Genomic DNA, 26,190 nt, shown 5'->3' with positions numbered 1-26,190 from the left:
AGCAACGCTATCAGATGTGTGATAGCTCACATTGAAAGCCGAGAAGAGGTACACAAAGCTTCTGGGCTTTCACAAGCGAGCAGCCTTACGACGACTCTTTTTCCGCTAGGTATGGATCTTGAAAACCCATACTCAGCATAATTTCTGTTTCGAACGACTCCATCTCTTCGGCTTCGTCGTCCTCGATATGATCATAACCTAGCAGATGCAAGCTACCATGTACAACCATATGCGCCCAGTGTGCCATCAAAGGTTTAGATTGCTCTTGTGCTTCTTGCTCAACTACCTGTTTGCAGATGATGAGATCACCGAGCAAATCCAGCTCAATACCCGGAGGTGCTTCAAAAGGAAAAGACAACACATTGGTTGGTTTGTCTTTGCCGCGATAGTCATGGTTAAGCTGATGGCTTTCCTGTTCATCGACAATACGAACGGTGATTTCGGCTTGAGGCTGAAATTTTGTCACTGCAGAGTTTAACCAGAGATAGACATCTTCAAAGCTTGGTAAGCCTTTCTCATCTTCGACTGCTACTTGAAGATCTAGTTCGATGCTCATGACGGTTTCGTCTCCGAAGTCACACCAGGTTGAGCCGCTGGTGCATCCTGAAATTTTGCTTCGCGTTCTTCACGACGTCGTTTTTCGTACTCTTTACGCTCTTTTTGATCTTGCGCTTCCCACTTCTCATAGGCATTGACGATACGAGCAACCACTGGGTGTCGAACGACGTCGTCAGATTGGAAAAAGTTAAAGCTGATTTCATCTACTTCATTGAGAACTTCAATGGCATGGCGAAGACCTGACTTTGCTCCCCGCGGTAAATCAATTTGAGTAACATCACCAGTGATGACTGCGCGGGAGTTGAAGCCGATTCGAGTCAGGAACATTTTCATTTGTTCAACGGTTGTATTCTGACTTTCATCCAAGATGATGAACGCATCGTTTAATGTACGGCCCCGCATATAAGCCAGTGGAGCCACTTCAATAACATTACGTTCAATCAGTTTCTCTACTTTCTCGAAGCCCAACATTTCGAAAAGAGCGTCGTAAAGTGGACGAAGATAAGGGTCGACTTTTTGGCTCAGGTCACCTGGTAGGAAACCTAACTTCTCGCCGGCTTCAACCGCAGGGCGAGTGAGGAGAATACGGCGAATTTCTTGGCGTTCAAGGGCATCAACAGCGGCTGCAACGGCGAGGTAAGTTTTACCTGTACCGGCAGGACCAATACCGAAAGAGATGTCATGGGTAACCATGTTCATTAAGTATTGACCTTGGTTTGGCGTACGCGGTTTGATGACGCCTTTCTTGGTCTTAATGAACACTTCTTTGCCGTGCTCGAAGCTTGCTTCTAGATCTTGCTCAAGTACACCCGTCTCTTTTATCGCAAGGTGGATTTCGTCTGGTTCAACATCAGGAATGTTGCCGCGAACAGGTGCCGTGTTGACGTAAAGTGTTTTAATGATTTCAAGCGCTGCAGCACTGGTATGTGGCTTACCTACGATGGTAAAGAAGTTGCCTCGGTAGCTAATTTCGACACCCAAACGGCGTTCTAAGTGTTTGATGTTGTCATCGAAAGGACCGCACAGACTTGCAAGGCGGCGGTTATCAGAAGGTTCTAGATCGATCTCTAGAGTCACAATTTTATTGCTCAAAGTTGCCTCTCGTTGTTTGTCACTCTAAAAAAGCCCGATTTAGACCGGGCTTTTAGTGACTTTATATACCTTTCTCTAAGATGGTATCAGAGTCAGGTAAATTCAAGCTAAATTCGAACTTAAGGTGTAAAGGTTGCTACACCTAGCTCATCTTCGCGTTTTGTTTTCGCCATCATCTGAGTTGGTGAGATTACCGTGCGCAGATCCATGTCTTTCTCTGTACGCACAATTTCACCACGTAATGAGTTAGCGAAGACATCCGTAATTTTCACATCTACAAATTGACCGATAAGCTCAGCATTACCTTCGAAGTTAACAACGCGGTTGTTCTCAGTCCGTGCGCGAAGTTCCATCAGATTCTTTTTCGAAGGACCTTCAACCAATACGCGTTGTTCTGTACCCAGCATCAGGCGAGAGAAGCGCATCGCTTGCGCATTCACTGTTTGCTGAAGTTCGTACAGGCGCTCTTTCTTGGTCTGCTCTGACAGGTCACATGGATAATCTGCAGCGGGTGTCCCCGGACGTGGCGAGAAGATAAAGCTGAAGCTCATGTCGAAATCGACATCTTTGATCAGCTTCATTGTGGCTTGGTGGTCCATATCAGATTCACCTGGGAAGCCAACAATAAAGTCAGAGCTGATTTGAATATCAGGACGCGCTTTGCGCAGTTTACGGATAATTGACTTGTATTCGATACCTGTGTGCGGGCGCTTCATCATAGTTAGAATACGGTCGCTGCCACTTTGCACTGGTAGGTGCAAGAAGCTTACTAGCTCTGGCGTGTCTTCGTAAACGGCAATAATGTCATCGGTGAATTCAAGCGGGTGACTGGTGGTGAAACGAATTCGGTCGATACCATCAATTGAAGCGACAAGGCGAAGCAACTCTGCGAAGCTGCAGATATCACCTTCGTGTGTTGGACCTCGGTAAGCGTTAACGTTTTGCCCTAGCAGGTTCACTTCACGTACGCCTTGATCCGCTAGCTGAGCAATTTCGAATAGAACATCATCCATCGGGCGGCTAACTTCTTCACCACGGGTGTACGGTACAACACAGTAGGTACAGTACTTCGAACAACCTTCCATAATAGAAACAAATGCGGTAGCGCCTTCTGCACGTGGCTCTGGCAGGCGGTCAAACTTCTCAATCTCTGGGAAAGAGATGTCCATCACTGGCGCGTCATTACTCTGCGACTGTTTGATCATTTCAGGCAGGCGGTGCAATGTCTGAGGGCCAAAGATGACGTCAACGAACGGCGCACGCTCGCGAATGTGGTCACCTTCCTGAGTCGCTACACAGCCGCCCACACCAATAACAACGCCTTCTTTTTTATCTTTAAGGGTTTTCCAACGACCTAGCTGGTGGAATACCTTTTCTTGTGCTTTTTCACGGATAGAACAGGTATTCAATAGTAGTACGTCTGCTTCCTCTGGTTCTTCTGTTAGCTCATAGCCGTTTGCTGCATTCAGTAGATCGGCCATTTTCGATGAATCGTATTCGTTCATCTGACAGCCCCAGGTTTTAATTAGCAGTTTTTTACTCATGTTGTTCGCTCGATCGTTAGTTTAAATTAAGGGAGCAAATCGCCCAGTATATAACAGCGCCAGCCGCTTTTATTCTTTGCAATTGGCGATACTTTAGCCGCTATGGTGGCGGTCAGCGGCGTATTGTACTGCTTTAAAAACCCACTGACTAGTGTTGTCACCTTTTCAGTTAAAACCTTTGCAATGCAAGGGCTTTGCCCTTATATGTGTTGAGGTTTTTGGTTACATTTCGGCGATGAAAAAGTACAATGAAAAACAGCGATATAATCAACAAATAAAGTGCAAAATATGACCAAATATGATGTTGCCGTTATCGGTGGCGGTATGGTTGGTGCGGCGATTGCGATCGGTTTCGCCAAGCAAGGCAGAGCCGTTGTTGTCGTTGAAGGTAAGGCACCTCAGCCGTTTTCAGCAGATCAGCCGATGGATATTCGCGTCTCGGCGATCTCACAGCATTCTGTCTCGATATTGGAAGAACTGGGTGCGTGGCAGGCAATATTACAGATGCGAGTATGTCCATACCGTCGACTGGAAACTTGGGAACACCCAGAATGCAGAACCCGTTTCCATGCTGATGCACTGAATATGGAGCGACTTGGCTATATTGTTGAAAACCGCCTGATTCAGTTGGGACTGTGGAGGGAATTTGAACGTTACTCTAACATCACGCTTCGCTGCCCAGAGCGATTAGATCACATTGAGTTTGGTCAACCTTGCACGGTTAGCTTGATTTCTGGGCAATCTATTCAGGCTGACTTGGTTGTTGGGGCTGACGGAGCTAATTCTCAGGTTAGAGATCTCGCTGGGATTGGTGTGACAGCATGGGACTATCGCCAACACTGTATGCTGATTAATGTTGAAACTGAACAGCCCCAACAAGACATTACTTGGCAGCAATTTACGCCATCAGGGCCGCGTTCATTTCTTCCGTTATGCGGAAATCAGGGCTCATTGGTCTGGTATGATTCTCCTCAGCGCATCAAACAGCTGTGTTCTATGACCAATGAGCAGCTAAGGCAAGAGGTTCTGAGTCATTTTCCTGCCGAACTAGGCGATATTAAAGTACTCCAAGCGGGCTCATTCCCTCTAACCAGACGACACGCACAGTCCTATTCAGCGCTTGGTTGTGTGCTTGCTGGTGATTCCGCGCATACAATAAACCCGCTGGCTGGGCAGGGGGTAAATATTGGCTTTAAAGATGTTGCAGCATTACTTGACGTGACGGAAGGAAAGGCACATTTTTCGCAGGAAGTGCTCAAGCTCTACGAACGTAAACGTCGCCCTGATAACCTGCTTATGCAATCGGGAATGGACTTTTTCTACAAGAGTTTTAGTAACGATCTGGCTCCACTTAAATTTGTCCGCAACGCCGCACTAAAAGTGGCTGACAATGCTGGGCCGTTAAAAAGTCAGGTGTTGAAATACGCATTGGGGCTAAAATAATCTGAAAGAAAGGAAATAAAAAACGCAGCTGAGTCGCTGCGTTTTTTGTAGTTGGCTAAGTAAAAATTACTTAGTTACGCGTAGGACTGGTGTTTCACCCACAGATACTGAACCAGATAGCTTGTTCAGCTCTTTAATTTCGTCCATGTTAGAGATAACGACAGGAGTTAGAGTTGATTTTGCTTTCTCTTCTAGAAGCGCTAGATCGAACTCGATGATAGTGTCGCCAGCTTTAACTGTTTGACCTTCTTCTGCAATACGCTTGAAGCCTTCGCCTTTTAGTTCAACAGTGTCGATACCGAAGTGAACGAATAGCTCTACGCCGTCGTCAGACTCGATTGAGAATGCGTGGTTAGTTTCAAAGATCTTACCGATTGTACCGTTTACAGGAGCTACCATCTTGCTGCCAGCAGGTTTGATAGCAATACCGTCACCAACGATTTTCTCAGCGAAAACGACATCTGGCACATCTTCGATGTTTACGATTTCACCAGACAGAGGCGCGATGATTTCAATTGCACCTGCGTCAGCACTGTCGTCAGATACTAGCTTCTTAAGTTTGTCAAACAGACCCATTGTGTCATGCTCCTAACGTTTTATTCAATTCTGTCGAATTATAGTATACCAATCTCACACGATAGACGACTGTTTTTAGCCGTCTATCTTAATGGTATCAGTCAATTATTGAGTTTTCTCTGCGATGAATTTTTCTACAGCGGATTCAATTTCTGCTGCTGTTGGTAGAGAAAGCGCTTCTTCTGCCATCGCTTTGACTTCTGCAAAGTTCGAGTTACGAATCACTTTCTTCACCTTTGGAATAGAGATACCACTCATAGAGAACTCGTCTAGCCCCATACCCAGAAGCAGAAGTGTTGCTCTCTCATCACCAGCAAGCTCACCACACATACCAGTCCATTTACCTTCAGCGTGAGAAGCGTCTATCACTTGCTTGATCACTGTAAGTACAGCTGGAGAGAGTGGGTTGTATAGGTGTGAGATCATCTCGTTACCACGGTCTACTGCTAGCGTGTACTGAGTAAGATCGTTGGTACCGATCGAGAAGAATTCGACTTCTTTTGCTAGGTGATGTGCGATAGCAGCTGCTGCAGGAGTCTCAACCATTACACCAATTTCGATGTTTTCGTCGAATGCATGGCCTTCAGCGCGAAGTTCTGCTTTGTACTCTTCGATTGCTTTCTTCAGTTCACGGATCTCTTCAACCGAGATGATCATTGGGAACATGATGCGTAGCTTACCGTGTGCAGATGCACGCAGGATGCCGCGTAGCTGGTCACGTAGGATTTCACGACGATCTAAGCTGATACGTACTGCGCGCCAGCCTAAGAACGGGTTCATCTCTTGAGGAAGATCCATGTAAGGAAGGTCTTTATCGCCACCGATATCCATAGTACGGATGATTACTGACTCACCGTTCATTGCTTCAGCAACTTCTTTGTACGCTTGGTACTGCTCTTCTTCAGTAGGAAGCGCATCACGGTCCATGAATAGGAATTCAGTACGGTACAGACCCACACCTTCGCCACCGTTACGGATGATGCCGTCACAGTCTTTAACAGTACCGATGTTACCGCAAACTTCTACGCGGTGACCGTCTAGAGTCTCTGCGTGGAGATCTTTCAGTTTAGCAAGTTCTTCTTTCTCAGCGATGAAAGCGGCTTTAACAGCTTTTGCTTCTTCTAGCTCAGCATCAGAAGGGTTGATAACGATCTTGTTGTTCATCGCATCTAGAATCAGCATGTCGCCGTTCTTAACTTGTTTAGTGATGTCGTTCGTACCAACGATGGCAGGAAGCTCAAGTGAGCGAGCCATGATTGAGGTGTGAGAAGTACGACCACCAATGTCACAAGCAAAACCAAGAACGTAGTCTAGGTTGATTTGTGCTGTCTCTGACGGTGTTAGGTCGTAAGCAACCAGAATGACTTCTTCGTTGATATCGCTAAGTGAAACGATATTGATGCCAAGAGCATTTTTAACAAAACGGGTGCCGATATCACGGATATCAGTTGCACGTTCTTTTAGGTATTCGTCGTCTAGGGATTCAAGAGCGGTCGCTTGTTCTTCGATAACCGTATGAATGGCGTTATCGGCGTGCATCTTGTCGTTTTTGATCAGTGCTAGGATTTCTTCTTCTAGCTCTTCATCTTCAAGAAGCATGATATGACCTTCAAAGATCGCTTCTTTTTCTTCACCGAAGGTTTCAAGGGCTTTCTGCTTGATAGTTTCAAGCTGAGCTGCTGATTTGTTACGTGCGTCAAAAAAGCGAGCTACTTCTGCTTCTATTTGAGCATCGGTAATTGAGTGAGTGTTTAGGACAATTTCATCTTCTTGAAGGAGTAGTGCTTTACCAATAGCAATACCTGGAGATGCTAGGATGCCTGAAATCATAGCCTTACCTTAAATTGGTCAACTTTAAAACGGGAGAAAATATGAATTCGCTACCGATAATGTGTAGCTTATATCTGGGCCTATTTCCAACAAAGCCATTTTGCTTTCACAAAATGGCTTTAGAAATAGCAGACCGGATTAGTGTAGTTGATCCATTAGAGCAACTAGGTGGTCAACAGCTTGTTGAGCTTGAGGGCCCTCAGCTGAGATAGTAACTTGCGTACCTTTTACTAGGCCTAGAGTTTGAAGTTTGAACAGGCTTTTCGCGCTAGCGCTTTTACCGTTAGAAGTCACAGTGATGTCTGCATCAAAGCCTTTTGCCTCTTTAACAAACTGTGCAGCTGGACGAGTGTGAAGACCATTTTCTGCAGTGATTTCTACTTGCTTCTCGTACATGTTATATACCCCAATTGATTTATATTTTGATCGTTTCTAAATCAGATTCAGCTTAACCCCGAACGTCGCTTTGTGCCAAACACACAATATTCATTTAGTGTCATAGTTGATACTGATTGCAAATTTTCCAGTCATGATTCCAATCTGTGCTGGATCTCATCACTGGGATAAATTCTCATTTAGCTTTTATTTTGAAGCTAAAAATAAAACTGCCCCGATATTACCAAAGGTGAGGCAGGGATCAACAAAAAAGCCCCATAAAGGGGCTTTTTCAGACGAAAAATTGATTTGACAACGGATTACTGTTGGTTCTCTTTCTCTGTAAAGATGCCTGAAAACAGTGCAGTACTTAAGTAACGTTCACCTGAACTAGGAAGTACGGTTACGATTGTTTTTCCTTCAAATTCAGGTAGTTCTGCCAACCTGTTCGCGGCAACAACCGCTGCGCCAGAAGAGATACCAGCGAGAATGCCTTCCTCTTCCATAAGTCTGCGTGCCATTTCGATAGCGTCCTCAGAAGTCACTGACTCAACACGGTCGAGAAGTTCTAAATCTAGGTTGCCGGGAATGAAACCAGCGCCGATACCTTGAATTTTATGCGGTGCAGGTTGGATTTCTTCGCCTGCAAGTGCCTGAGCAATAACAGGCGATTCTGCTGGTTCAACGGCAACAGATACAATGTTCTTGCCTTTCTCGCCCTTAAGGTATCGAGTTGTTCCTGTGATAGTACCACCAGTGCCTACACCAGCAACGAATACGTCAACTTCGCCATCAGTCGCTTCCCAGATTTCGGGCCCCGTGGTTTTTTCGTGAATCTGTGGATTCGCTGGGTTGTTGAACTGTTGTAGCAGCAAGTATTTTTCGGGGTTGGCTGCTACAATTTCTTCTGCTTTAGCAATCGCTCCCTTCATACCTTTTGCCGCTTCGGTTAGCTCGAGGTTTGCACCCAGGGCTTTTAGCAGTTTACGGCGCTCAAGGCTCATGGATTCGGGCATGGTCAGAGTCAGTTTGTAACCACGAGCGGCTGCTACGAAAGCTAAAGCTATACCGGTATTGCCACTGGTTGGTTCTACAAGCTCAATCCCTGGTTTTAGAGTGCCTGTTTTTTCTGCTTCCCAGATCATGTTGGCACCAATACGGCATTTCACGCTGAAGCTGGGGTTACGAGCCTCAATTTTGGCCAGCACTTTACCTTTGCTGACTTTGTTTAGACGTACTAGTGGCGTATTACCGATAGTAAGAGAGTTATCTTCGTAGATTTTACTCATGTCGTGATCCTTCATCTGTTAAAAGCTTATCAACCGTGTATCAGGTTAAGAAGCCAGTACTTCTTGTGCCCAATATAGAGTGCGTGGTTAGAAGAGTAGGCTAGCTGAAAATTCTAGAGAAGGATTAAAAAGTTATAACTTATTAGAATGAGATGAAGTGCATGTTATTTAACTAACATGCACTAATTGTTGACTAGCGTTTGAACTCGGATACCCAAATTGCTGTCGCACCGCACACAGCGACTGGCATGATAATCAGATTTAAAATCGGAACCGTTGTAAATATGGCGACTAAAGCCCCAAAACTATAGGCTTTCCCTTGTTTTTGTTTCAAATTGTTACGCATTTCGTTAAAAGGAACCTTATGGTTGTCAAAAGGGTAGTCACAATATTGGATGGCCAACATCCAAGCCGTAAATCCAAACCACAGAACGGGACCGAGTGTCTGTCCCAAGGCGGGAATCAGCAACAAAATAAACAGGCCAATGGCTTTTGGTAAAACGTAAAGTAGCTTTCGCCATTCTCGGGCGAGAATTCTGGGAGTATCTCTCACAACCGCAAACATTCCATCCTCATTGACCTTTTTCCCAGTTAGGTGCTCTTCTACCTTTTCAGACAATAAACCGTTAAAGGGGGCGGCGACGAAATTTGCTAATGTGCTGAAGAAATAGGAGAAAGTCGCTAAAATTGTCAATACTAATAGTGGCCACAAAATATAGCTTAGCCAAGAAATAAACCCAGGGAGTTGTCCCATTAACTGCTCTATCCATACGTCTAAGTGCGAAAACAGATAAAATAGTGCCCCTCCTACAAGCAAAATATTTGCGAGCAAGGGCAGCAGAACAAATTGACGGATACCTGGTGTGACCGCAAGTTTAAGGCCATAAAAGAAGTAACCGAAACCGGAACGTTGATGTATTTTTGAATTCATAAGCCCTGACTTTTGGTGGTGTGAAATCGAACGCTTTTTATCTTAACAAGAAAAAAGCGTGTTCAAAATCACAACATTGCATGAACTTCTCACATTAAGTTGTTCTAAAACGGGTGAGAGTTTTGGTAGAGTTAGTTATAGAAAGGTTTAACCAGATTCGATACGTTGGCTTAAGGTCTACATGTATCGAGTAATTTGAGAGCGAAAAATGCAGGAATTGCGATTTGTACTCATAATCGTCGGGGCTTTAGCGATAGCAGCGCTACTGTTCCACGGTTTATGGACAAGCAAAAAAGAAGGAAAAGCCAAGTTTGGCAGTAAGCCTCTTCGTAAATTGGATGCTGACAAAGAGGATGATCCTGATACGGTGCCAGAGCGTGCATTTGCACCCGAAGATGATTTTGAAATCATTCGTAAAGAGCGCAAAGAGCCTGATTTCGCTGAAGAGAAGCTGGCCGCTGATCCGTTGATTGATGGTTATGTTGACGCCGACGTTAAGACAGTGAATCAACTTGATTTGCCTTCCGAATCGGCTGAAAAAAAGGTCAACGAAGAGCCTGAACTGGATGTGCCGTCTATCTCAACCAAAGTGTTGGATGATATTGAAGCGAATGTGGAGTCAGTTGTGGCCTCAGAGCCACAAAATACGGAATCTTTATCAGTCGTCAACGACACGCATGAGCCTGAAGTCGCTTCGGCTGAGCCAGAAATGCAAGTTATCGTGCTCAATGTGCATTGCGCGGGGACTGAGCCATTTGTTGGAACAAAGCTATTTGATAGCATGGAACAGAACGGCTTACTTTACGGTGAAATGGATATTTTCCATCGTCATTCCGACTTGTCTGGGACAGGTAAGGTGCTGTTTAGCGTCGCTAATATGATGCAACCTGGTACGCTTGAACATACCGACCCTGCGGCGTTTACAACCAAAGGTATCTCATTCTTTATGACACTCCCATGTTACGGTGACCCTGAACAGAATTTTAAGTTGATGCTAAAAACAGCTCAGCAGATAGCCGATGATTTAGGCGCAAATGTACTCGATGATGCTCGCAATTTAATGACGCCAAACCGTCTGGATGCATACCGAGCGCAGATTCAGAGTTTCAAAACAGCAGAGTCTGCTTAAGCTACTCTTAATACAATCAAGGCTCCGAATCCGGAGCCTTTCTTTTGGAACATGGCATAGTTGCTAACCTGACAAAGCCTGTTCATACTCCTGCAAATTATATCCCGACATCAATACGATATCGGTCGTTAAAACGATTAAGTACAGAGTTATTTATGTCACAAGAGATTCAAGAAAAGCTCAATCAGTTGCGTGAGACCCTCCATTACCACGGTGTTAAGTATTACGTTGAAGACAACCCTGAGATCCCTGATGCTGAATATGATCGATTAATGCGTGAGCTATTAGCGCTCGAAACCGACAACCCTGAGCTGGTCACTTTGGATTCTCCAAGTCAGCGTGTAGGTGGACAGCCGCTTGATGGGTTCCAATCTGTAACTCATGAGATCCCGATGTTGTCACTGGACAATGCATTCGACGATGGCGAGCTAGAAAGCTTCCACAAGCGTATGTCTGATCGCATACCTTCTGCCGATTTCAAGGTTTTCTGCTGCGAGCCTAAACTTGATGGTCTGGCTGTAAGTTTACTGTATGAGAATGGTATTTTGGTTCAGGCGGCGACTCGAGGTGATGGCGCTACGGGAGAAAATATTACTGAGAATGTCCGCACCATCAAATCCATTCCGCTCAAATTGAGTGGTCAGGGTTGGCCGCAACGTATCGAGGTACGTGGTGAAGTCTTTATGCCCAAAGAAGGCTTCGACAAATTGAATCTGCAAGCCCAGAAAAAGGGTGAGAAAGTCTTTGTGAATCCACGTAACGCAGCAGCAGGCAGTTTACGTCAATTGGATTCCCGTATTACAGCCACACGTCCTCTTAGCTTCTATGCATACAGCGTTGGTGTTGTTGAAGGAACTGCATTGTCTGAAAGCCATTATGAGCGCTTTCTGCAACTGAAAGGCTGGGGGCTACCAATGTGCCCTGAAACTCGTCGAGTTGCTAATTTGACCGAAGTAAAAGCTTATTATCAAGATATTTTAGAGCGCCGAGAAGCTTTACCCTATGAAATCGATGGGGTTGTGATTAAAGTCGACGATATTGGATTACAAGAACAGTTAGGCTTTGTTGCTAGAGCACCACGATGGGCGATTGCTTACAAGTTTCCTGCGCAAGAAGAGATCACCTTGCTTAATGATGTTGAGTTCCAAGTCGGACGGACTGGAGCGATTACACCTGTAGCTAAACTGGAGCCGGTGTTTGTCGGCGGTGTGACGGTCAGCAATGCAACATTGCACAATGCAGATGAGATTGAGCGCCTTGGTGTGAAAGTAGGTGATAGCGTAATCATTCGCCGTGCAGGAGATGTGATTCCACAAATAGTGTCTGTGATTGAAGAGCGTCGACCAGATAATGCTCGCGATATCGTGTTTCCAAAACAGTGCCCGGTATGCTGTTCAGAGGTGGAACGTATTGAAGGTGAGGCGGTTGCGCGATGTTCTGGTGGCTTAGTTTGTCAGGCGCAACGTAAAGAGGCATTGAGACATTTTGTGTCTCGTAAAGCTCTTGATGTTGATGGGCTTGGAGAGAAGGTCATTGAACAGCTAGTGGATCGAGAGATGGTTGAAACGCCAGCAGATTTATTCAGTTTATCCGCTGGCGTGATAACCGTCCTTGATCGTATGGGGCCGAAATCAGCGCAAAATGTTGTTGATGCATTAAACAAAGCTAAGCAGACGACATTACCCCGATTCCTCTATTCCCTTGGCATTCGAGAAGTTGGTGAAGCTACAGCGGCCAATTTAGCTCAGCATTTTAAAACTCTAGATGCAGTTCAAACTGCCAATCTTGAACAACTCATTGAAGTCTCTGATATTGGCGATATCGTTGCCAATCATATCATCGCTTTCTTTGCTCAAGATAAAAACCAACAAGTTATCCAATGTCTTCTCGAACAAGGGATAGTATGGCCTGAGATTGAAGAGCCGAGCGGAGACATTCCCCAACCGCTAGCAGGAAAAATAGTGGTTCTTACTGGGTCTTTGTCACAACTATCTAGAAATGAAGCCAAAGCCGCATTGCAGGGGCTAGGCGCTAAAGTAACAGGCAGTGTGAGTAAGAAAACCGACATTCTATTTGCTGGTGAAAATGCAGGTTCTAAACTTGCTAAAGCTCAAGAATTAGGTATCGAAATCCAAACTGAACAGGATCTAGTTAATCTAATCTAAAGCCAGTTCAATTAGAAAAAACCACCCATACGGGTGGTTTTTTTTTGTGGTAAAAATACTGATGATTTTAACGATTATCGAGGCCATTATTAATGCAGTGATCAAGATCTTATAACTGATAAACTTCTCTTTTTCACTATTTTTATGCGAGTCACTTCAAACTATTCTCACATGATATTTGTTTTTAAGTTGTTGATTTTTATTTATTTTATTTTATTTGATGTGCTTGATAATGACGGAGTTAGATCTTGATCACTGTGTTTATAAAAGTTTGTAGCTGGTCATATTTTTTTATTTGAAAATTAAGTTCTGATTGATGTTTTTTATCGCGAAGTTAGTCTTAAGTCCATGGATACACCGAGTGTATGCAAATTGGAAAGAGAAGAATGAGTGATCAATCTTTTACTTTCATCATAGGAAATGATTCTCCCTTCGGCGGCCAACTTGAGGTGAGAACAACAAAAACAGCTATATTCATTTTTAGGAGTTCTTCCATGGAAAAAATGTTCAAACGCACTCTTCTTGGTGCAGCAGTGGCGATGGTCTCTACAGGTGCCATAGCAGCTGAATCATCTCAGGTTGGTATTATCTCTGACTTCAATGTACAAGCTTACGGTGTGGCAGCAATCTCAATCGTAAATTATGACTCTGAAGAGACGAAAGCTGGTGTGACTACTGATACTGGCACGGGGTATGACTACGAGAATGAATCACGCATTGGTTTTCGCGCTAGTAAAGATATGTACGAGAATTTAAATGTTTTCATGCAGATAGAGTCTGGCTACGTTGGGGAAAATGGCGATGGTGCATCATTAGGTAACCGTGATACTTTCCTTGGCCTACAAGGTGACTGGGGCAAGGTACGCTTTGGTCGTATGCTTACCCCCATGTATGAAGTTATTGACTGGCCTTACGCAAACCCTGGCCTAGGTGCTGTTTGGGATTGGGGCGGTGATGTGTCATACAATCGTGACCGTCATGGCGATATGGCGCGCTACGATTCAGTTGATTACAACGGTTTTACTTTCAATCTGGCTACGGGGCGCGGTGAGGCAAGCGTAAAAAATAATTATTTCTACGGTGCAGCGGCGCACTATCGTCTGAATGATAGCCTAACTTTCCATGCTGCACTGGAAACTGAAACGGATCGTCAGACTGATGCAAATGCGGGTACTAAAGCTGATACTTTCGGCTACTTAGTTGGTTTTGAAGCGTCTCTTCCTGCTGGCTTTGGTTTATCTGCAGCATATAAAGCAGGTGAATCTGATGTACAAGGTGGTTCAAAATCTGAGCAGGCTTCATATTCTGTTATCGGTCAGTATTGGACCGGACCATGGGGCTTTAAGCTAGGTTATGCAGCCAATATGGATTCAGAAACAGCAGGAGTAAAAATCAACAACGAAGACAGTGTTGTTTCCGGTCAGTTAATGTATGTTCACAATGGTTTTGTACCTTACGTGCGTGTTGCACAGCGCGATATATTGTCAGCTGATGGTGCAACAAATACGGAAACATTCGTGGTTCGTGTTGGTCTAGAATACGGTTTCTAAGAGTATCAACATTCATTCTTAGTAAGATATGCTGGTCATTATTGGCCAGCTTTTATTGTATTGAGAGGTAGAGCCTGAAGATAAAGGGTAACTCGAATAGTATATAACGGAGTCATATCCAGGGTGGTTTATATGAAGAAAATTATTTTAGCGTCACTTCCTTTATTGATGGTAGGTTGTACCACATTAGATTCAACTAGCGACTTTACAGATGCAGTAAAGCGGGTCGAGTCAAAACAGAACTATCAAATTATTGTTGGTAAATCACTCAAGCCAGATGCACTTGAAGTGAACGGAAGTCAGTTGGTGAAGTCATCATTAGAGCTTAACTATGTGGTTCCAGTACAGAAAAAAAAGGTGCCAGACTCATTTATTAAAATGGAATTGCAGTACTTTAAAAACTATAGCGAATTTAAATCAGTCACGGTTGAAGGCATCAATAGAAAGGAGGCTTTAAAACCTTACGCTGCATCGGCAGAAACCTGTAGTGACGTGTGTACCCAAACTCAGTTCGTCAAGTTCCCAGTGTCTAGCCAGTTTCTCGAGCAGCAGCCGTATCAAGACCTTGTATTTAATGTCGCTGCTTCAAATGCGAATAACATGACCTTCTCAATCCCTGCTGGCTACATTGAGGCGGTTGTGAATAGTGCAAATTATAATGTTGCTTCAGCTTCAGTGGCTGTTCCCGTTACAATTGAGACTGATGGTAATTTTTCAAAAGCGATAGAGATGACACAATATTGGTTTGAGCAAACGCCTAAAGAACAACGTGATGAGTTATTGAGCTGGGCTGTTGAAAATCGTAACTCAAGCAAAGTTATCCTCACAACAAACTCCAAACAACAAGAAATGTTTGGTTATTGGTATGGAAAAGCAACAAAAGAAGAAAGAAAAACAGTCATTAAACAACTGCTAGAATTATAAAAAAAGAAGGAGCTGAAAGGCTCCTTTTTTCATCTCATTACCGTACCATCGCTATTTTTGCATATAACGATTGGCATACGTTCAACTACCCCTGGACTTAATTCACATTTCACTATTGGACCTGAAGCAGTGCTTCCTACGGGTGATTGTGCTGCTACCGAAAAACTAAAAGTAAGACTGCATGCTAACGCAATTAAATATTTCATTTTAAACACCTCGCTAAAAAACATTAAAGAGATATTTATCAGTATGTCGCTTAACGATGAAAGATCAAAAAAAGTTTTATTATTTAAAATTCGCTTTAATAAATAACTGTTACTTTTTACTTAAGTCAAATTAATAACTAAATGATATATTTGAAATGTTATTTTATGGGCAATGAGAAGATTGAGTTCGATTCAAGTTATTTTCCGATTTAACTCGTCACTTAATTCAAGACGATAATGCATTAAGTGATTTAAAACTATAGCTTTTTACTGTAGAGAAAGTGTTGCTAGATAAGAAAAAGCTCTTTGCTGAGACAAAGAGCTTGAGATAGAGATTATTTTTTTTCTTGTATGGTGAGAATAATACCGTCTACTTGAGTGATTTCTGCGAGTGCACCAGCGGGTATCGTATGTTCGGTTTGCGCTGACCAAGTGGTGTCTCCCACTTTTATGCGATGTTTTCCAGGCGCCAGATCTTCCTCAATCAGTACAGTCTGACCAATAAGTTGCTTCTGTTTCTGGTTTAAATCTCGGTTTAAATCGTCAGAGACGTCTTTCTTAAATTGTCTTCTCCACCATAACCAAGTGGTCATCAAAGAAAAGACGCTAAAAGCAATCCACTGCAGTTGCCAACTCATCGGAAGCATAGTGAGTAACAAACCGATGATTAGCGCCGACAAACCTAGCCATAGAAAATAGCCAGCAGTCCCAAGTAACTCCACAGCCAGCAAAGCCAGCCCGAACGCTAACCAGTGCCAATAATTGAGAGAATCGAGTAATTCGAACAAGAGGGCCTCTATTTATTTTGGTCGGATTGATGCTTGAACATTTCTGCGATACCAGCCACTGAACCCATCAGGCCCGATGCTTCAAGCGGTAGCATGATAATTTTGCCATTTTCGGCTTGGCCAATCGCACGTATTGCGTCGGTATACCCTTGGGCAATAAAATAGTTAACCGCCTGCATGTCACCTTGAGCAATCGCTTCTGAAACCATAGTCGTCGCTCGAGCTTCTGCTTCAGCAGCACGTTCACGCGCTTCTGCCTGAAGTATAGCCGCTTGTTTATCACCTTCAGCTTTGAGGATCTCTGACTGCTTGTGGCCTTCGGCACGTAGTATTTCAGCTTGTCGAACCCCTTCAGCTTCTAAGACTTCAGCACGTTTGTTTCGCTCTGCCTTCATTTGAGCGTTCATTGCTGCAGTAAGATCGGCTGGTGGTTGAACATCCTTAATTTCAATCCGTGTGACTTTTACGCCCCAAGGGTTAGTCGCTTCATCAACAATGGACAGCAGTTTACTGTTGATCATATCACGTTGACTCAGCATCTCATCAAGCTCCATTGAACCTAACACGGTACGAATGTTAGTAAGAGTTAGGTTACGAATGGCGTGTTCTAAATCATTAACTTCGTACGCAGCTTTTGCAGCATCCACTACTTGAACAAAACAGACGGCATCAATAGTGACGTTAGCATTGTCTTTAGAAATGACTTCCTGAGCGGGGATGTCTAACACGCGCTCCATCATATTGATTTTATGACCTATACCGTCAATAAAAGGAATGATGATGTTCAGTCCCGGCTTTAGAGTGAGGGTATAGCGACCAAAACGCTCTACAGTCCAGTGGTTACCCTGAGGTACAGTTTTGACACTGGCAATAATAAATGCAATAGCGACAATGAGAAAAATGCCGATGGTAATGAGAGAGTCGATAGCCATATCTGAGTCCTTGAAAAAATTAATATGTCGATTGTTGCTTAATTTATGTGCCAGTACAATGACATAAATGAGAACTTGTGCCAAATTCGTATAAAATTAAAGCCGGACATGCCGGCTTTGAAGGTTTTTAGGAACTCTAATAGAGTACAGAGTAGAGTTGTCGACGGTACTTTCCGGCAATTGGATTTCCTTGTCCTAGTGCTGCTAGAATATCCATAAAGTGCTTTTTCATTTCGCCATCCAGAGCATTCAAATCACTGCTTAAGAACGTCCATAGTATTTCTAGTGCCTCTTCATCCCGGTTGACCTGATGGTAACTCAGGGCGAGTTCGGCGGCTGTTTGAGCGTCTTCAGGCCTATCGCTTAGCGCCTGTTCAAGAGATTGGATTTCAGGGCTGTTTGCTGCTTGGGCGTGCAGCTCCATCTTTGCCACTAAGCCTTTGTAGTAGTTGTCCTGATATTCCATAGGAATGGTATCGAGTAAGGCTTCGGCTTGGTCATAGCTTTGATTCTCTAACAAGCAGTCTGCTAAAGCGAGCTTTACATCACCTTTCTGCTTGATTTCATCAGGTAGTGCTTGTAGCAGTGTTAAAGCCTGAGAATGCTGACCAGATTGAATGAGTTCTAGAGCTTGTTTCAGATTCAGATCATCTTGGCTTGGAAGGTGGTTGGCTAGCATCGCCTGAATCGCGGTGAGATCCTGGGGCCCCCCTAAGCCATCGACAGGTTGACCATTAACAAACAGCGCAATGGTGGGCAGGGCCTGGACACCAAATTGGCTTGCAATCATTTGCTCTTGCTCGCAGTTTAAGAGCGCGAGTGTAAAAGCCCCGTTGTATTGTTGCGCGAGATTTTGCAGATCCGGGATAACTTGTGTACTTTCTTGGCTCATTGGTGCCCAAAAGTGAATCAGGACCGGTGTTTGCATTGAGCCTTCGAGTACTTGACGGAAGTTTTGCTCGTTCAATTCCACAATAAAAGGAGATTGCATTTGGTGATTCCTTGCAAAGAGTTGGATACAACCAACATATGGGCAGCGGCTGCCAATATCAAGGGAATAGCCGATACAAAAACACCGCCCTCCATAGCGGTGTTAATGATGCCTAATGCAAGCGAAGGTGTTTATAAAACGATAAACAGCGTTAGCGCAACACCTACACTTAGCCAGTTTAGCTGGTTCAATGTCATGTTTTTACCGAATGTAACGCTTAGATGAGGTCATGAAGTGAACAACTTCAATGGCTAAATTAGCGTCTTATTATGACGAAAAAATGACACTCGGTGATTTATTTTTAAGCAGCCTTTTGTAGAATGCGATCTAGTAGCCGGCTAGGGAGTAATCGCTTTAGTACTGCAAATACTTTGGTTGGCGTAGTCACACGATAGCGAACTTTGGGGGTATCTGACTCTAGAGCATGCAACAAAGGAGCAATACATGACTCTGCTGGTAAAACAAATGCATTGTTTGATGACTCTTTTTCTAGTCTTTCCAACTGCTCTTTATAATGCTGGTGATGCACGCTTGAATTTATATCAATCCATTTCAGAAAGGCACGCAATGCATTCTGTCTGAACTGGGTCTCAATAGGGCCTGGTTCGATCAAGCTGATTTGTATACCACTCCCAAACAACTCCAAACGCAAAGTGTCCGTCCAGCCCTCCAGAGCAAATTTAGAGGCATTGTATGCTCCTCGATACTTCATGGCGGCAAAGCCTAACACTGAGCTATTCTGGATAATCCGCCCTTTTCCATTTTGGCGCATACTAGGCAAAACCTCTTGAACGAGTTGATGCCAACCAAAAAAATTGGTTTCGAACTGTTCTCTTAAGGCTTGAGTAGGGAGATCTTCCAAGGCTCCTGGTTGACCGTAAGCCCCATTGTTAAACAGGGCATCAAGTTTCCCGTTAGTCAGTGACAATGCCTGCTTAACCCCATTAGAAATACTATCGCTGTCGGAAAGATCAAGCTGAATGCATGTCAGGCCTTCACTGCGTAAACGTTCTACGTCGGCAAAGTGCCGACACGAGGCGATGACATGATAACCTTTTTGATGAAGTGCATGCGCGCAGACGTAGCCGATCCCTGTGGAACAACCTGTGATAAGAATAGAGTAAGACATGAATTCCTTTCTTCTAGCGAGGCAGATATCAACTAGAATAAAAGATTACTCGCGATGTTGTAACAGATTTTTTAGTGCAGGCTCTAAGCGGGAGTAACTAAAACGAAATCCTAGTTCAGTGAGCTTTTTGGGTTTTGCTCGCAGACTATCGAACAAAAGAATCGAGCTTTCGCCCATTGCCAGACGAAGCGCCCATTTTGGGGTCGACAAAAGATGAGGGCGTTTGAGTGACCTCGCCAATGTTTGGCTAAATTGCTCGTTAGTCACGGGGTGAGGCGCGCATAAATTGAATTCCCCGTGCGCATGCTCCGTTTCGAGCAAGTAGACGATACCTCTGACCATATCTAACATATGTATCCATGGCATGTATTGTTGACCATTACCGATTGGTCCACCTAAGCCTAGCTTATAAGGCAGCAACATTTTATTCAGTGCGCCGCCATCTTGACCGAGAACCACCCCAGTCCTGAGTATACAGACTCGCGTCGATTCCGAACGAGCGCGATTCGCAATCTGTTCCCATTTTGCACAAACATGATGAGGGAAGCCTTCGTGGTGAACATGCAGACCTTCATCGAAGGGGTGATCTTGTTGGTCACCATAATAGCCGACAGCGGACCCACTGATAAAAACTGCTGGTGGAGAGGTGCTAGCGTGAATCAAATCAACGATTTTTTCGGTGATATTCCAACGGCTTTTACAGATGTTTTTTTTCTGTTTCTCGTTCCAGCGCTTGTCCGCGATAGGTTCGCCGGCTAGGTTGACTACGGCATCAAATTCATTGAGATCATGGTACTGCTCTAGCTCAGATACGTATGTAATGTTGCCTAAATCAGCGTGATTGACGATCGCTTTCGCTTTTTCAGGGGAACGGGTGAGCAAAACCACTTCATAGGTTGTGAAGTGTTTCAGCAATTCTCTGCCAATAAAACCTGTGCCACCAGTGAGTAGTACTTTCATTCCGCTCTCCTTTGCTCCTCTATTAATATCAGATCACTCCGAATCTAATTCGGCTAATTCTAGTAATTATAGCGAGTTAGCCACCGTTCGGATCACTGATTATGTAAAACTAGTGACCATCACAAAATTAACATTTTGTTACTTTTGTTGGTCATCCCGCTATATGAGTCACACCAAATGGTCATTCTATTTGCCATCATAAACAAGTACTTCACTGACTAAGAGGTGTGTATGCAGGCAATTGCTGCGCTGCTCACAGCGTTTTTAGGTAGCTTACGAGATTTGCTGCCGATTGTTGCTGTAATTGCTTTTTTCCAATTGGTGGTACTGCAAGACCCTTTGCCTAACATGCTCTCTATATTGTTTGGATTGATGCTTGTCGTGATGGGGCTGACCTTCTTTATCTTCGGTTTAGAGATGGGGCTTTTTCCAATCGGTGAGTCCATGGCTCAGGCATTTGCTCGCAAGGGGAGCGTATTTTGGCTAATGATCTTCGCCTTCTGTTTGGGTTTTGGAACGACGGTTGCTGAGCCTGCTTTAACTGCAGTCGCGGATGAGGCCGCAGAAGTAGCAGCAGAAGGGGGCATGATTGCCTCAGAGGAGGTTGCCATGGATGACTACGCTAATGGCTTGCGTTATACGGTAGCTCTCTCTGTTGGTATTGCCATTATGCTTGGTGTACTTCGAATTCTAAAAGGATGGTCAATCCAGTACATGATCATCGGTGGGTACATTGGGGTTGTCGTGCTGACGATGTTTGCACCAGACGCCATTATTGGTGTGGCATACGACTCTGGCGGTGTGACCACATCAACCATCACGGTCCCTTTGGTGACAGCTCTCGGCGTTGGGCTTGCATCGGCCATTAAAGGTCGTAACCCGATGATAGATGGTTTCGGATTAATCGCTTTTGCTTCCTTGTTGCCTATGATGTTTGTGATGGTTTATGGAATGGTGGTGGCATGATTGAATGGTCGCACTTTGTTGACACTTTCCTTGGCACTATTAGCGATGTCATCCCTATCGCATCGATTATTTTCGGCTTTCAGTTTGCAGTATTACGCCGCCCGGTAACGAATCTACCCAAAGTATTGCTTGGGTTCGGGTATGTCATTCTTGGTCTATCTCTTTTCCTGATTGGTCTAGAGCTTGCGCTATTCCCTCTGGGGGAAACTATGGCAACTCAGTTGACGGCGCCAGCTTTTTTAGAAGAATTTAGAACTAGCGTATCAGGGACCATTGGTTGGCAGGACTATTACTGGGTATATTTATTCGCCTTCTGTATCGGCTTTAGTACAACAATCGCTGAACCCTCTTTGATTGCCGTTGCCATTAAGGCCAACCAAGTGTCGGGTGGCTCAATCAGTGTCAACGGTTTGCGGATAGCAGTCGCGTTAGGAGTAGCAATTGGTATCTCATTGGGGAGTTATAGGATCGTTGTTGGTGACCCTATCCATTACTATATTATCGCGGGCTATATTATTGTTGTTATCCAAACGTTTTATGCCCCCAAGTTAATTGTTCCGCTAGCTTACGATTCCGGAGGTGTTACGACATCTACCGTCACCGTACCTTTGGTCGCAGCTTTAGGCTTGGGGCTTGCGTCTACTGTTCCTGGAAGAAACCCTATGATCGACGGCTTTGGTCTGATTGCCTTTGCCAGTTTGTTTCCAATGATTTCTGTTATGGGTTATGCCCAGATCACTCGCTGGCTCAACAGAGAGACAGCGCAGGAGGATAGTTAAAATGCGCTTTAAATTGATACTGGCTTTTGTGGAAGACAGTCAAACTGAAAAAGTAGTGGATGCAGCACGCAATGCTGGTGCAACAGGTGCGACAGTAATAAATCACGCCAGGGGAGAAGGGTTAAATAAAAAGCGAACCTTTTTTGGATTGACATTGGAAACTCAAAAAGATGTCGTGTTATTTGTGGTCGAAGAGCACCTGTCTCGTCATATACTCGAAACGATCAGCGAGGTAGGGGAATTTGATCAGGAGTCTGGACAAGGTATTGCTGTGCAGATTGATATCGAAGATGCGGTTGGTGTAGCTCACCAAGTTGAGAAGTTAACAAAGGTCGTAGAGGATGAATTATGAGTGGTCAGGGAAAAATCCGAGTACGTGATGTGATGGTTAGTTCTTATGTCATGATTGATGGGCTCACGACCGTCAGGGAGGGCATTCAGTTAGCACGTAGTCATGAAGTGAAAGCCTTGGTCGTGAATAAGCGCAATGAAGACGATGAGTACGGTTTAGTGTTGATGAATGACATCGCGAAAAAAGTATTGGCGAAGAATCGTTCGCCTGACCGGATCAATATTTATGAGATCATGACCAAACCTGCTCTGTCGGTGGATCCTGATATGAATGTGAAATATTGTGCGCGTTTGTTTGAACGTTTTGGTATAAGTCGAGCGCCCGTCATTGAAAGTGGACGTATTATTGGAATGGTAAGCTATAACAATATTGTGATTAATGGCATGGCGAGAGATGACTAAACGTTGCTGAGTCCGTAAAATAGCCTCAATATTATTGAGGATATAATGTCATGAAATTGTTTTTTGCCTCAGACTTGCACGGCAGTTTGCCGGCGACAGAGAAAATGCTTGCTCAGTTTGACCGTTCTGGCACCGATAATCTGGTGTTACTGGGCGATATTTTGAACCATGGGCCTCGCAACTCTGTTCCTGAAGGTTACAACCCGCCGGTAGTCGCGCAACGACTCAATCAATACGCCGACCAGATTATTGCGGTAAGAGGTAATTGTGACAGTGAAGTGGATCAGATGTTGCTCTCATTTCCAATGATGATGGATTACGCTTGGGTATTACTTGCGCATGGACACCGCTTGTTTGTCACTCACGGTCACCTTTATAACAAGGATAAGCGTCCCCCGTTAAAGCACGGAGACGTTATTGCCCATGGTCATACTCATGTTCCAGAAGCGCAGTGGCAGGGAGAACAAATCATCTTCAATCCCGGTTCGGTAACGTTTCCGAGAAATGGTTTTGAACCTAGTTTCGGTGTCTATGAAGAAGGGGGGCTAAAAGTGGTGACCTTCGATAATCAGGTGTTAGCCTCGATTCGACTATAAAAAATGCCCGCCAAAACGGGCATTTTTTACTTAGTATCAGAATGGCCAAGGTCCCTTTCTGGATCTATGATATCTCGGACTTTCTGTTTCAGTACTTTCGCTTCTGGGAAGCCACCATCACGCTTTCTTTCCCAAATAAGAAGACCATTGCAATAAATCTCAAAACGACCGCCTGTATCGGGATGCAAGGAGACGGTTTCGATCTCTTCACTGAAAGTATGTAACAGCTCCTGAGATAGCCATGTAGATCGCAACATCCAATTGCATTGGCGACAGTAATAAATATCGATTTTTGTTTTGTCCATATACACTCACAGTAATAACTTGATGCCGACCGCAAAGGTCAGCAATTCAAAACAAACCTTAATAACCTGATTACTATAACGAGTGCTCAAGTAAGCGCCTAGTCCTCCGCCAAGGAAGGAACCGAGCAATAAGATAGGTAGCCATGGCCAGTAAATTGGAGCGCCTGCTTGTGCCACCGCAGCACCGCCAATGCCGTTCCAAAATAGCCCGACGCAAATCATTGTTAACGCGACAGCCTGCTTATAGCTATAACCAAACCAGCGAACTAAGAAGATAGTCACTAATAGCCCAGAGCCTGCCGTGAGAGAGCCATTAATTATCCCAATTAGAATGAGGCCCAGCCCGCCGAATGTCCAACCTAGCGTATGACGGTTTGTTGGAAGTTCTTTTTGACCCAATTGTTTTTTTAGTCGAGAGTAGACACCTATCGCTAAAATCATCATACCTAACAGTGTTTCGGCGAGTTGATCTGGAATCTTCAATACGATATTGGCGCCAATGATGACCCCTATACTACCTACAGCAATAAGATAGAGAGCGACTTTGAAAGGAATCGTTTTTTGCTTGATGTGAGTGAAGGCTGCACCTAGGCCGAGAGCAACGCTAGCGATTTTATGAGTTGCTAGGGCAACGGAAAATGGTAGGCCAAAGAAAATAAGCAAGGGGAATTGTAAGAGTCCGGCACCACCACCGGACAGAGAAGCAAGCGTGTTTGAGAAAAACGAGCCAATCAGCAGCCCTAGTGAGGAAATCCAATCCATGATTAGTGAGAGTAAAGTAGGGGAACATCACGCCCCCCTTTGATTTAAAACTAGTTAGAGAAAAGTACTGTAGAACCGTGGCTTAAACTCGTCAGAAGCAGTGTTTTTTCATTCACAATGTCAATGCGACGACTTTGCTGAGCGTCCATCTTAAAGATCTGCGTAATCAGTTTAAGCTGATCAGCCGTGAAGTCTTTGCTTTGTGCTGAAGATACATCTTTGAACTCGCTAGGTGAAACCAGCAAGTAGTTGTCGCTAATATCCCATTCGCCTATTTCAGATATGCTGATGATGTTCTCATTTTTCGCATTGTTAGCGTACAAACGAACCGTAGCAACTCGTATGTAGCTACCGTTAGGTAAGTATTTTACATTGGAAGTGACTTCCACTTTGCGAAGCGGGCCAACAGACTCTTCTTGCAGGCTATCGGTGATCACAGTTACCATTTTTGACTGCCATTCTTTCGCGGTCAGTACTTGCTCCACTTTTAGATCGCTACCCCAGTAAAGCCAACTGCTGAACAGCGCTGACAGAACAAGTAATCCAGCTACGATTTTTTGGTTCATGTCTTTATTCCTATTGACAAACTTTACTGAGGTCTTCTTGGTCAGCAAAAATACGAACGGTGATATTTTCGCCTGAACTGTCAAGAGAGTGAATGTAATTAAGAATGAGCTGGTTGTTTTGACCTCCTGTTGCAATCACCTCTACAGGAGCGACCATTGAATGAGCAGCGTTATAACGCTTCACACATTGTTCAATGGATGGGTACCATTTGCTCAGATCAGGATGATTAACTGGTGTCATCACTGGAGTCCCATCATACACAGCAACTTGACGAAATTTTGATTCAGCTGGATTGGTAAATAGAATGACGCACAAAGGCATCAATATAGTGAGAAGCAGCATGATGCGCGTCACCCATTTTGATTTACCTGTGGTAGGCGCGGTTGCGCTCTGGGCTGCCTTCTCATCAGGCATTAATTCGCTGGACTGTGATTCGGTGGTCAATTCTGTTAGCTGTTCTTCCGATTCTTCTGGAATGTCTTTTATTGAAGGTGTCTCACCACTCATCAATGGCGTTGTGCGCTCAACATTACAGATGAGCTGATAGCCGCGTTTTGGCACGGTTTTGACATATTGAGGAGATTTAGTTGAATCCTGAAGTTGCTTGCGCAGAGTTGAAATAGCTTGAGTCAGACTTGAATCATCGACTTCGAAGCCTTGCTCACGCCAAACAAAATCGTGCAACTCGTTACGAGATACGATTTCGTTGGGCTTTTCTGACAGTAAAAGCAGAATGCGACTTTCATTACTTCCCAGACGAATGACTTCACTGTCGTTTAACTTGTCCACTAGGGAGTTCGTATTGGGGTCAAAAGAGAATCTGTTAGCAAGATTAAACTTAGTGCCTATGTTACTCATTGGATATGACCATTATAGTTGTATAGATTTCATCAGATGCGCAAAAAACCCTGATTCAGGGAGCTAACGTTTAGTTTTTTTGATTTTTTTGAGGTGTAAGAATAGTCAATATAAGATCAAAAAAACATTGTTTTTATAATTTTTGACCTTGAATTTACAATTGTCACCCTCATGTTAACTTGCAGATTATCT

At 44.3% G+C, this 26,190-nt stretch carries 27 protein-coding genes; 10 read left to right on the top strand and 17 right to left on the bottom strand.

Annotated elements, in window-relative coordinates; genetic code table 11:
* Nucleotides 1-85: 85 nt before the first annotated feature.
* From ybeY to miaB, 3 genes are all read right to left on the bottom strand, one after another.
* Nucleotides 86-556, bottom strand: coding sequence for an rRNA maturation RNase YbeY (gene ybeY / locus OH455_RS15290; protein WP_045974664.1), 471 nt, complete (start codon nt 554-556; stop codon nt 86-88).
* Complete coding sequence (locus tag OH455_RS15285) at nt 553-1,650, bottom strand: PhoH family protein (protein ID WP_045974663.1); 1,098 nt, start codon at nt 1,648-1,650, stop codon at nt 553-555. Before OH455_RS15285 ends, ybeY begins: the two co-directional genes overlap by 4 nt.
* Before the next feature lie 119 nt (nt 1,651-1,769).
* A complete protein-coding gene (gene miaB, locus OH455_RS15280; protein WP_045974662.1) occupies nt 1,770-3,194 on the bottom strand; it encodes a tRNA (N6-isopentenyl adenosine(37)-C2)-methylthiotransferase MiaB in 1,425 nt (474 codons plus the stop codon).
* Between the two features lie 288 nt (nt 3,195-3,482).
* Here miaB and OH455_RS15275 point away from each other — a divergent pair, with 288 nt between their 5' ends.
* Nucleotides 3,483-4,637, top strand: a complete 1,155-nt coding sequence (locus OH455_RS15275) for a 2-octaprenyl-3-methyl-6-methoxy-1,4-benzoquinol hydroxylase (protein WP_269981992.1) — start codon at nt 3,483-3,485, stop codon at nt 4,635-4,637.
* Nucleotides 4,638-4,703: 66 nt separating this feature from the next.
* Here the strand turns inward: OH455_RS15275 and crr are convergent, their stop codons facing one another.
* The 5 genes from crr to cysZ form a co-directional block, all read right to left on the bottom strand.
* Entirely contained in the window at nt 4,704-5,213 is a 510-nt protein-coding gene (gene crr, locus OH455_RS15270; protein WP_006957369.1) for a PTS glucose transporter subunit IIA, read from the bottom strand.
* A gap of 105 nt (nt 5,214-5,318) precedes the next feature.
* Nucleotides 5,319-7,043, bottom strand: coding sequence for a phosphoenolpyruvate-protein phosphotransferase PtsI (gene ptsI, locus OH455_RS15265; protein ID WP_045974660.1), 1,725 nt, complete (start codon nt 7,041-7,043; stop codon nt 5,319-5,321).
* A 138-nt stretch (nt 7,044-7,181) separates the two neighbouring features.
* Nucleotides 7,182-7,439, bottom strand: a complete 258-nt coding sequence (locus tag OH455_RS15260) for an HPr family phosphocarrier protein (RefSeq protein WP_006957371.1) — start codon at nt 7,437-7,439, stop codon at nt 7,182-7,184.
* Between the two features lie 299 nt (nt 7,440-7,738).
* Nucleotides 7,739-8,707: a cysteine synthase A gene (cysK, locus tag OH455_RS15255; RefSeq protein ID WP_045974659.1), complete on the bottom strand. Its 969-nt coding sequence runs from the start codon at nt 8,705-8,707 to the stop codon at nt 7,739-7,741.
* Nucleotides 8,708-8,900: 193 nt separating this feature from the next.
* Nucleotides 8,901-9,638, bottom strand: a complete 738-nt coding sequence (gene cysZ / locus OH455_RS15250; RefSeq protein ID WP_269981991.1) for a sulfate transporter CysZ — start codon at nt 9,636-9,638, stop codon at nt 8,901-8,903.
* Between the two features lie 208 nt (nt 9,639-9,846).
* Between cysZ and zipA the strand changes: the two genes are divergently transcribed.
* The 4 genes from zipA to OH455_RS15230 all read left to right on the top strand — a co-directional run bounded on the left by zipA (nt 9,847) and on the right by OH455_RS15230 (nt 15,406).
* Nucleotides 9,847-10,767, top strand: a complete 921-nt coding sequence (gene zipA / locus OH455_RS15245) for a cell division protein ZipA (RefSeq protein WP_269981990.1) — start codon at nt 9,847-9,849, stop codon at nt 10,765-10,767.
* Between the two features lie 155 nt (nt 10,768-10,922).
* The gene (ligA, locus tag OH455_RS15240; protein WP_269981989.1) at nt 10,923-12,932 is read left to right on the top strand and encodes an NAD-dependent DNA ligase LigA; all 2,010 of its coding nucleotides are present in this window, start codon (nt 10,923-10,925) and stop codon (nt 12,930-12,932) included.
* A 494-nt stretch (nt 12,933-13,426) separates the two neighbouring features.
* Nucleotides 13,427-14,482 (top strand): porin, encoded by a 1,056-nt coding sequence (locus tag OH455_RS15235; RefSeq protein WP_269981988.1) that lies wholly within the window; start codon nt 13,427-13,429, stop codon nt 14,480-14,482.
* 132 nt (nt 14,483-14,614) lie between these two features.
* Entirely contained in the window at nt 14,615-15,406 is a 792-nt protein-coding gene (locus OH455_RS15230; RefSeq protein ID WP_269982028.1) for a DUF2057 domain-containing protein, read from the top strand.
* A gap of 541 nt (nt 15,407-15,947) precedes the next feature.
* Here OH455_RS15230 and OH455_RS15225 read toward each other — a convergent pair.
* From OH455_RS15225 to OH455_RS15205, 5 genes are all read right to left on the bottom strand, one after another.
* Nucleotides 15,948-16,400 carry an NfeD family protein gene (locus OH455_RS15225; RefSeq protein WP_045974653.1) on the bottom strand — a complete coding sequence of 151 codons (453 nt, stop codon included), beginning with the start codon at nt 16,398-16,400 and terminating at the stop codon, nt 15,948-15,950.
* 8 nt (nt 16,401-16,408) lie between these two features.
* A complete protein-coding gene (locus OH455_RS15220) occupies nt 16,409-17,332 on the bottom strand; it encodes an SPFH domain-containing protein (protein ID WP_269981987.1) in 924 nt (307 codons plus the stop codon).
* 136 nt (nt 17,333-17,468) lie between these two features.
* Nucleotides 17,469-18,323, bottom strand: coding sequence for a co-chaperone YbbN (locus tag OH455_RS15215; protein WP_045974651.1), 855 nt, complete (start codon nt 18,321-18,323; stop codon nt 17,469-17,471).
* Between the two features lie 301 nt (nt 18,324-18,624).
* On the bottom strand, nt 18,625-19,452 hold the full coding sequence (locus tag OH455_RS15210) for an SDR family oxidoreductase (protein ID WP_269981986.1): 828 nt from the start codon (nt 19,450-19,452) through the stop codon (nt 18,625-18,627).
* A gap of 45 nt (nt 19,453-19,497) precedes the next feature.
* The gene (locus OH455_RS15205; protein ID WP_206371343.1) at nt 19,498-20,412 is read right to left on the bottom strand and encodes a TIGR01777 family oxidoreductase; all 915 of its coding nucleotides are present in this window, start codon (nt 20,410-20,412) and stop codon (nt 19,498-19,500) included.
* Nucleotides 20,413-20,643: 231 nt separating this feature from the next.
* Between OH455_RS15205 and OH455_RS15200 the strand changes: the two genes are divergently transcribed.
* Genes OH455_RS15200 through yfcE form a run of 5 tightly spaced genes read left to right on the top strand, consistent with a single transcriptional unit; the run spans nt 20,644 to nt 23,506 of the window.
* Nucleotides 20,644-21,378, top strand: coding sequence for a DUF1538 domain-containing protein (locus OH455_RS15200; protein WP_045974647.1), 735 nt, complete (start codon nt 20,644-20,646; stop codon nt 21,376-21,378).
* Nucleotides 21,375-22,157 (top strand): DUF1538 domain-containing protein, encoded by a 783-nt coding sequence (locus tag OH455_RS15195; protein WP_269981985.1) that lies wholly within the window; start codon nt 21,375-21,377, stop codon nt 22,155-22,157. Before OH455_RS15200 ends, OH455_RS15195 begins: the two co-directional genes overlap by 4 nt.
* Before the next feature lies 1 nt (nt 22,158).
* Complete coding sequence (locus OH455_RS15190; protein ID WP_045974645.1) at nt 22,159-22,509, top strand: P-II family nitrogen regulator; 351 nt, start codon at nt 22,159-22,161, stop codon at nt 22,507-22,509.
* On the top strand, nt 22,506-22,910 hold the full coding sequence (locus tag OH455_RS15185) for a CBS domain-containing protein (protein ID WP_045974644.1): 405 nt from the start codon (nt 22,506-22,508) through the stop codon (nt 22,908-22,910). Before OH455_RS15190 ends, OH455_RS15185 begins: the two co-directional genes overlap by 4 nt.
* Before the next feature lie 50 nt (nt 22,911-22,960).
* Nucleotides 22,961-23,506, top strand: coding sequence for a phosphodiesterase (gene yfcE, locus OH455_RS15180; RefSeq protein ID WP_269981984.1), 546 nt, complete (start codon nt 22,961-22,963; stop codon nt 23,504-23,506).
* Nucleotides 23,507-23,532: 26 nt separating this feature from the next.
* Here the strand turns inward: yfcE and OH455_RS15175 are convergent, their stop codons facing one another.
* The 4 genes from OH455_RS15175 to OH455_RS15160 are packed head-to-tail and all read right to left on the bottom strand — an operon-like array spanning nt 23,533 to nt 25,998.
* Nucleotides 23,533-23,811 (bottom strand): SelT/SelW/SelH family protein, encoded by a 279-nt coding sequence (locus OH455_RS15175; protein WP_269981983.1) that lies wholly within the window; start codon nt 23,809-23,811, stop codon nt 23,533-23,535.
* 6 nt (nt 23,812-23,817) lie between these two features.
* Nucleotides 23,818-24,573: a sulfite exporter TauE/SafE family protein gene (locus tag OH455_RS15170; protein WP_269981982.1), complete on the bottom strand. Its 756-nt coding sequence runs from the start codon at nt 24,571-24,573 to the stop codon at nt 23,818-23,820.
* 50 nt (nt 24,574-24,623) lie between these two features.
* The gene (locus OH455_RS15165; RefSeq protein ID WP_045974640.1) at nt 24,624-25,139 is read right to left on the bottom strand and encodes a regulatory protein ToxS; all 516 of its coding nucleotides are present in this window, start codon (nt 25,137-25,139) and stop codon (nt 24,624-24,626) included.
* Between the two features lie 10 nt (nt 25,140-25,149).
* Nucleotides 25,150-25,998 carry a transcriptional regulator gene (locus tag OH455_RS15160; protein WP_269981981.1) on the bottom strand — a complete coding sequence of 283 codons (849 nt, stop codon included), beginning with the start codon at nt 25,996-25,998 and terminating at the stop codon, nt 25,150-25,152.
* Nucleotides 25,999-26,190: the final 192 nt, after the last annotated feature.

The organism is Vibrio sp. T11.5, from assembly GCF_027587155.1.
GTDB classification, from domain to species: Bacteria; Pseudomonadota; Gammaproteobacteria; order Enterobacterales; family Vibrionaceae; genus Vibrio; species Vibrio neptunius.
The sequence above is the reverse complement of the archived record's forward strand: the minus strand, read 5'-3'. Positions and strand labels throughout refer to the sequence as shown.

What these genes read in the sequence shown, in the direction of transcription:
- OH455_RS15195 (WP_269981985.1), top strand. Translation starts at nt 21,375, where the DNA reads ATGATTGAATGGTCGCACTTTGTTGACACTTTCCTTGGCACTATTAGC.
- ybeY (WP_045974664.1), bottom strand. Translation starts at nt 556, where the DNA reads ATGAGCATCGAACTAGATCTTCAAGTAGCAGTCGAAGATGAGAAAGGC.
- yfcE (WP_269981984.1), top strand. Translation starts at nt 22,961, where the DNA reads ATGAAATTGTTTTTTGCCTCAGACTTGCACGGCAGTTTGCCGGCGACA.
- OH455_RS15170 (WP_269981982.1), bottom strand. Translation starts at nt 24,573, where the DNA reads ATGGATTGGATTTCCTCACTAGGGCTGCTGATTGGCTCGTTTTTCTCA.
- OH455_RS15275 (WP_269981992.1), top strand. Translation starts at nt 3,483, where the DNA reads ATGACCAAATATGATGTTGCCGTTATCGGTGGCGGTATGGTTGGTGCG.
- OH455_RS15205 (WP_206371343.1), bottom strand. Translation starts at nt 20,412, where the DNA reads ATGAAAGTACTACTCACTGGTGGCACAGGTTTTATTGGCAGAGAATTG.
- OH455_RS15165 (WP_045974640.1), bottom strand. Translation starts at nt 25,139, where the DNA reads ATGAACCAAAAAATCGTAGCTGGATTACTTGTTCTGTCAGCGCTGTTC.
- crr (WP_006957369.1), bottom strand. Translation starts at nt 5,213, where the DNA reads ATGGGTCTGTTTGACAAACTTAAGAAGCTAGTATCTGACGACAGTGCT.
- cysZ (WP_269981991.1), bottom strand. Translation starts at nt 9,638, where the DNA reads ATGAATTCAAAAATACATCAACGTTCCGGTTTCGGTTACTTCTTTTAT.
- OH455_RS15215 (WP_045974651.1), bottom strand. Translation starts at nt 18,323, where the DNA reads ATGCAATCTCCTTTTATTGTGGAATTGAACGAGCAAAACTTCCGTCAA.
- OH455_RS15220 (WP_269981987.1), bottom strand. Translation starts at nt 17,332, where the DNA reads ATGGCTATCGACTCTCTCATTACCATCGGCATTTTTCTCATTGTCGCT.
- OH455_RS15160 (WP_269981981.1), bottom strand. Translation starts at nt 25,998, where the DNA reads ATGAGTAACATAGGCACTAAGTTTAATCTTGCTAACAGATTCTCTTTT.
- cysK (WP_045974659.1), bottom strand. Translation starts at nt 8,707, where the DNA reads ATGAGTAAAATCTACGAAGATAACTCTCTTACTATCGGTAATACGCCA.
- OH455_RS15235 (WP_269981988.1), top strand. Translation starts at nt 13,427, where the DNA reads ATGGAAAAAATGTTCAAACGCACTCTTCTTGGTGCAGCAGTGGCGATG.
- ptsI (WP_045974660.1), bottom strand. Translation starts at nt 7,043, where the DNA reads ATGATTTCAGGCATCCTAGCATCTCCAGGTATTGCTATTGGTAAAGCA.
- OH455_RS15190 (WP_045974645.1), top strand. Translation starts at nt 22,159, where the DNA reads ATGCGCTTTAAATTGATACTGGCTTTTGTGGAAGACAGTCAAACTGAA.
- OH455_RS15260 (WP_006957371.1), bottom strand. Translation starts at nt 7,439, where the DNA reads ATGTACGAGAAGCAAGTAGAAATCACTGCAGAAAATGGTCTTCACACT.
- OH455_RS15210 (WP_269981986.1), bottom strand. Translation starts at nt 19,452, where the DNA reads ATGTCTTACTCTATTCTTATCACAGGTTGTTCCACAGGGATCGGCTAC.
- miaB (WP_045974662.1), bottom strand. Translation starts at nt 3,194, where the DNA reads ATGAGTAAAAAACTGCTAATTAAAACCTGGGGCTGTCAGATGAACGAA.
- OH455_RS15230 (WP_269982028.1), top strand. Translation starts at nt 14,615, where the DNA reads ATGAAGAAAATTATTTTAGCGTCACTTCCTTTATTGATGGTAGGTTGT.
- ligA (WP_269981989.1), top strand. Translation starts at nt 10,923, where the DNA reads ATGTCACAAGAGATTCAAGAAAAGCTCAATCAGTTGCGTGAGACCCTC.
- zipA (WP_269981990.1), top strand. Translation starts at nt 9,847, where the DNA reads ATGCAGGAATTGCGATTTGTACTCATAATCGTCGGGGCTTTAGCGATA.
- OH455_RS15175 (WP_269981983.1), bottom strand. Translation starts at nt 23,811, where the DNA reads ATGGACAAAACAAAAATCGATATTTATTACTGTCGCCAATGCAATTGG.
- OH455_RS15185 (WP_045974644.1), top strand. Translation starts at nt 22,506, where the DNA reads ATGAGTGGTCAGGGAAAAATCCGAGTACGTGATGTGATGGTTAGTTCT.
- OH455_RS15200 (WP_045974647.1), top strand. Translation starts at nt 20,644, where the DNA reads ATGCAGGCAATTGCTGCGCTGCTCACAGCGTTTTTAGGTAGCTTACGA.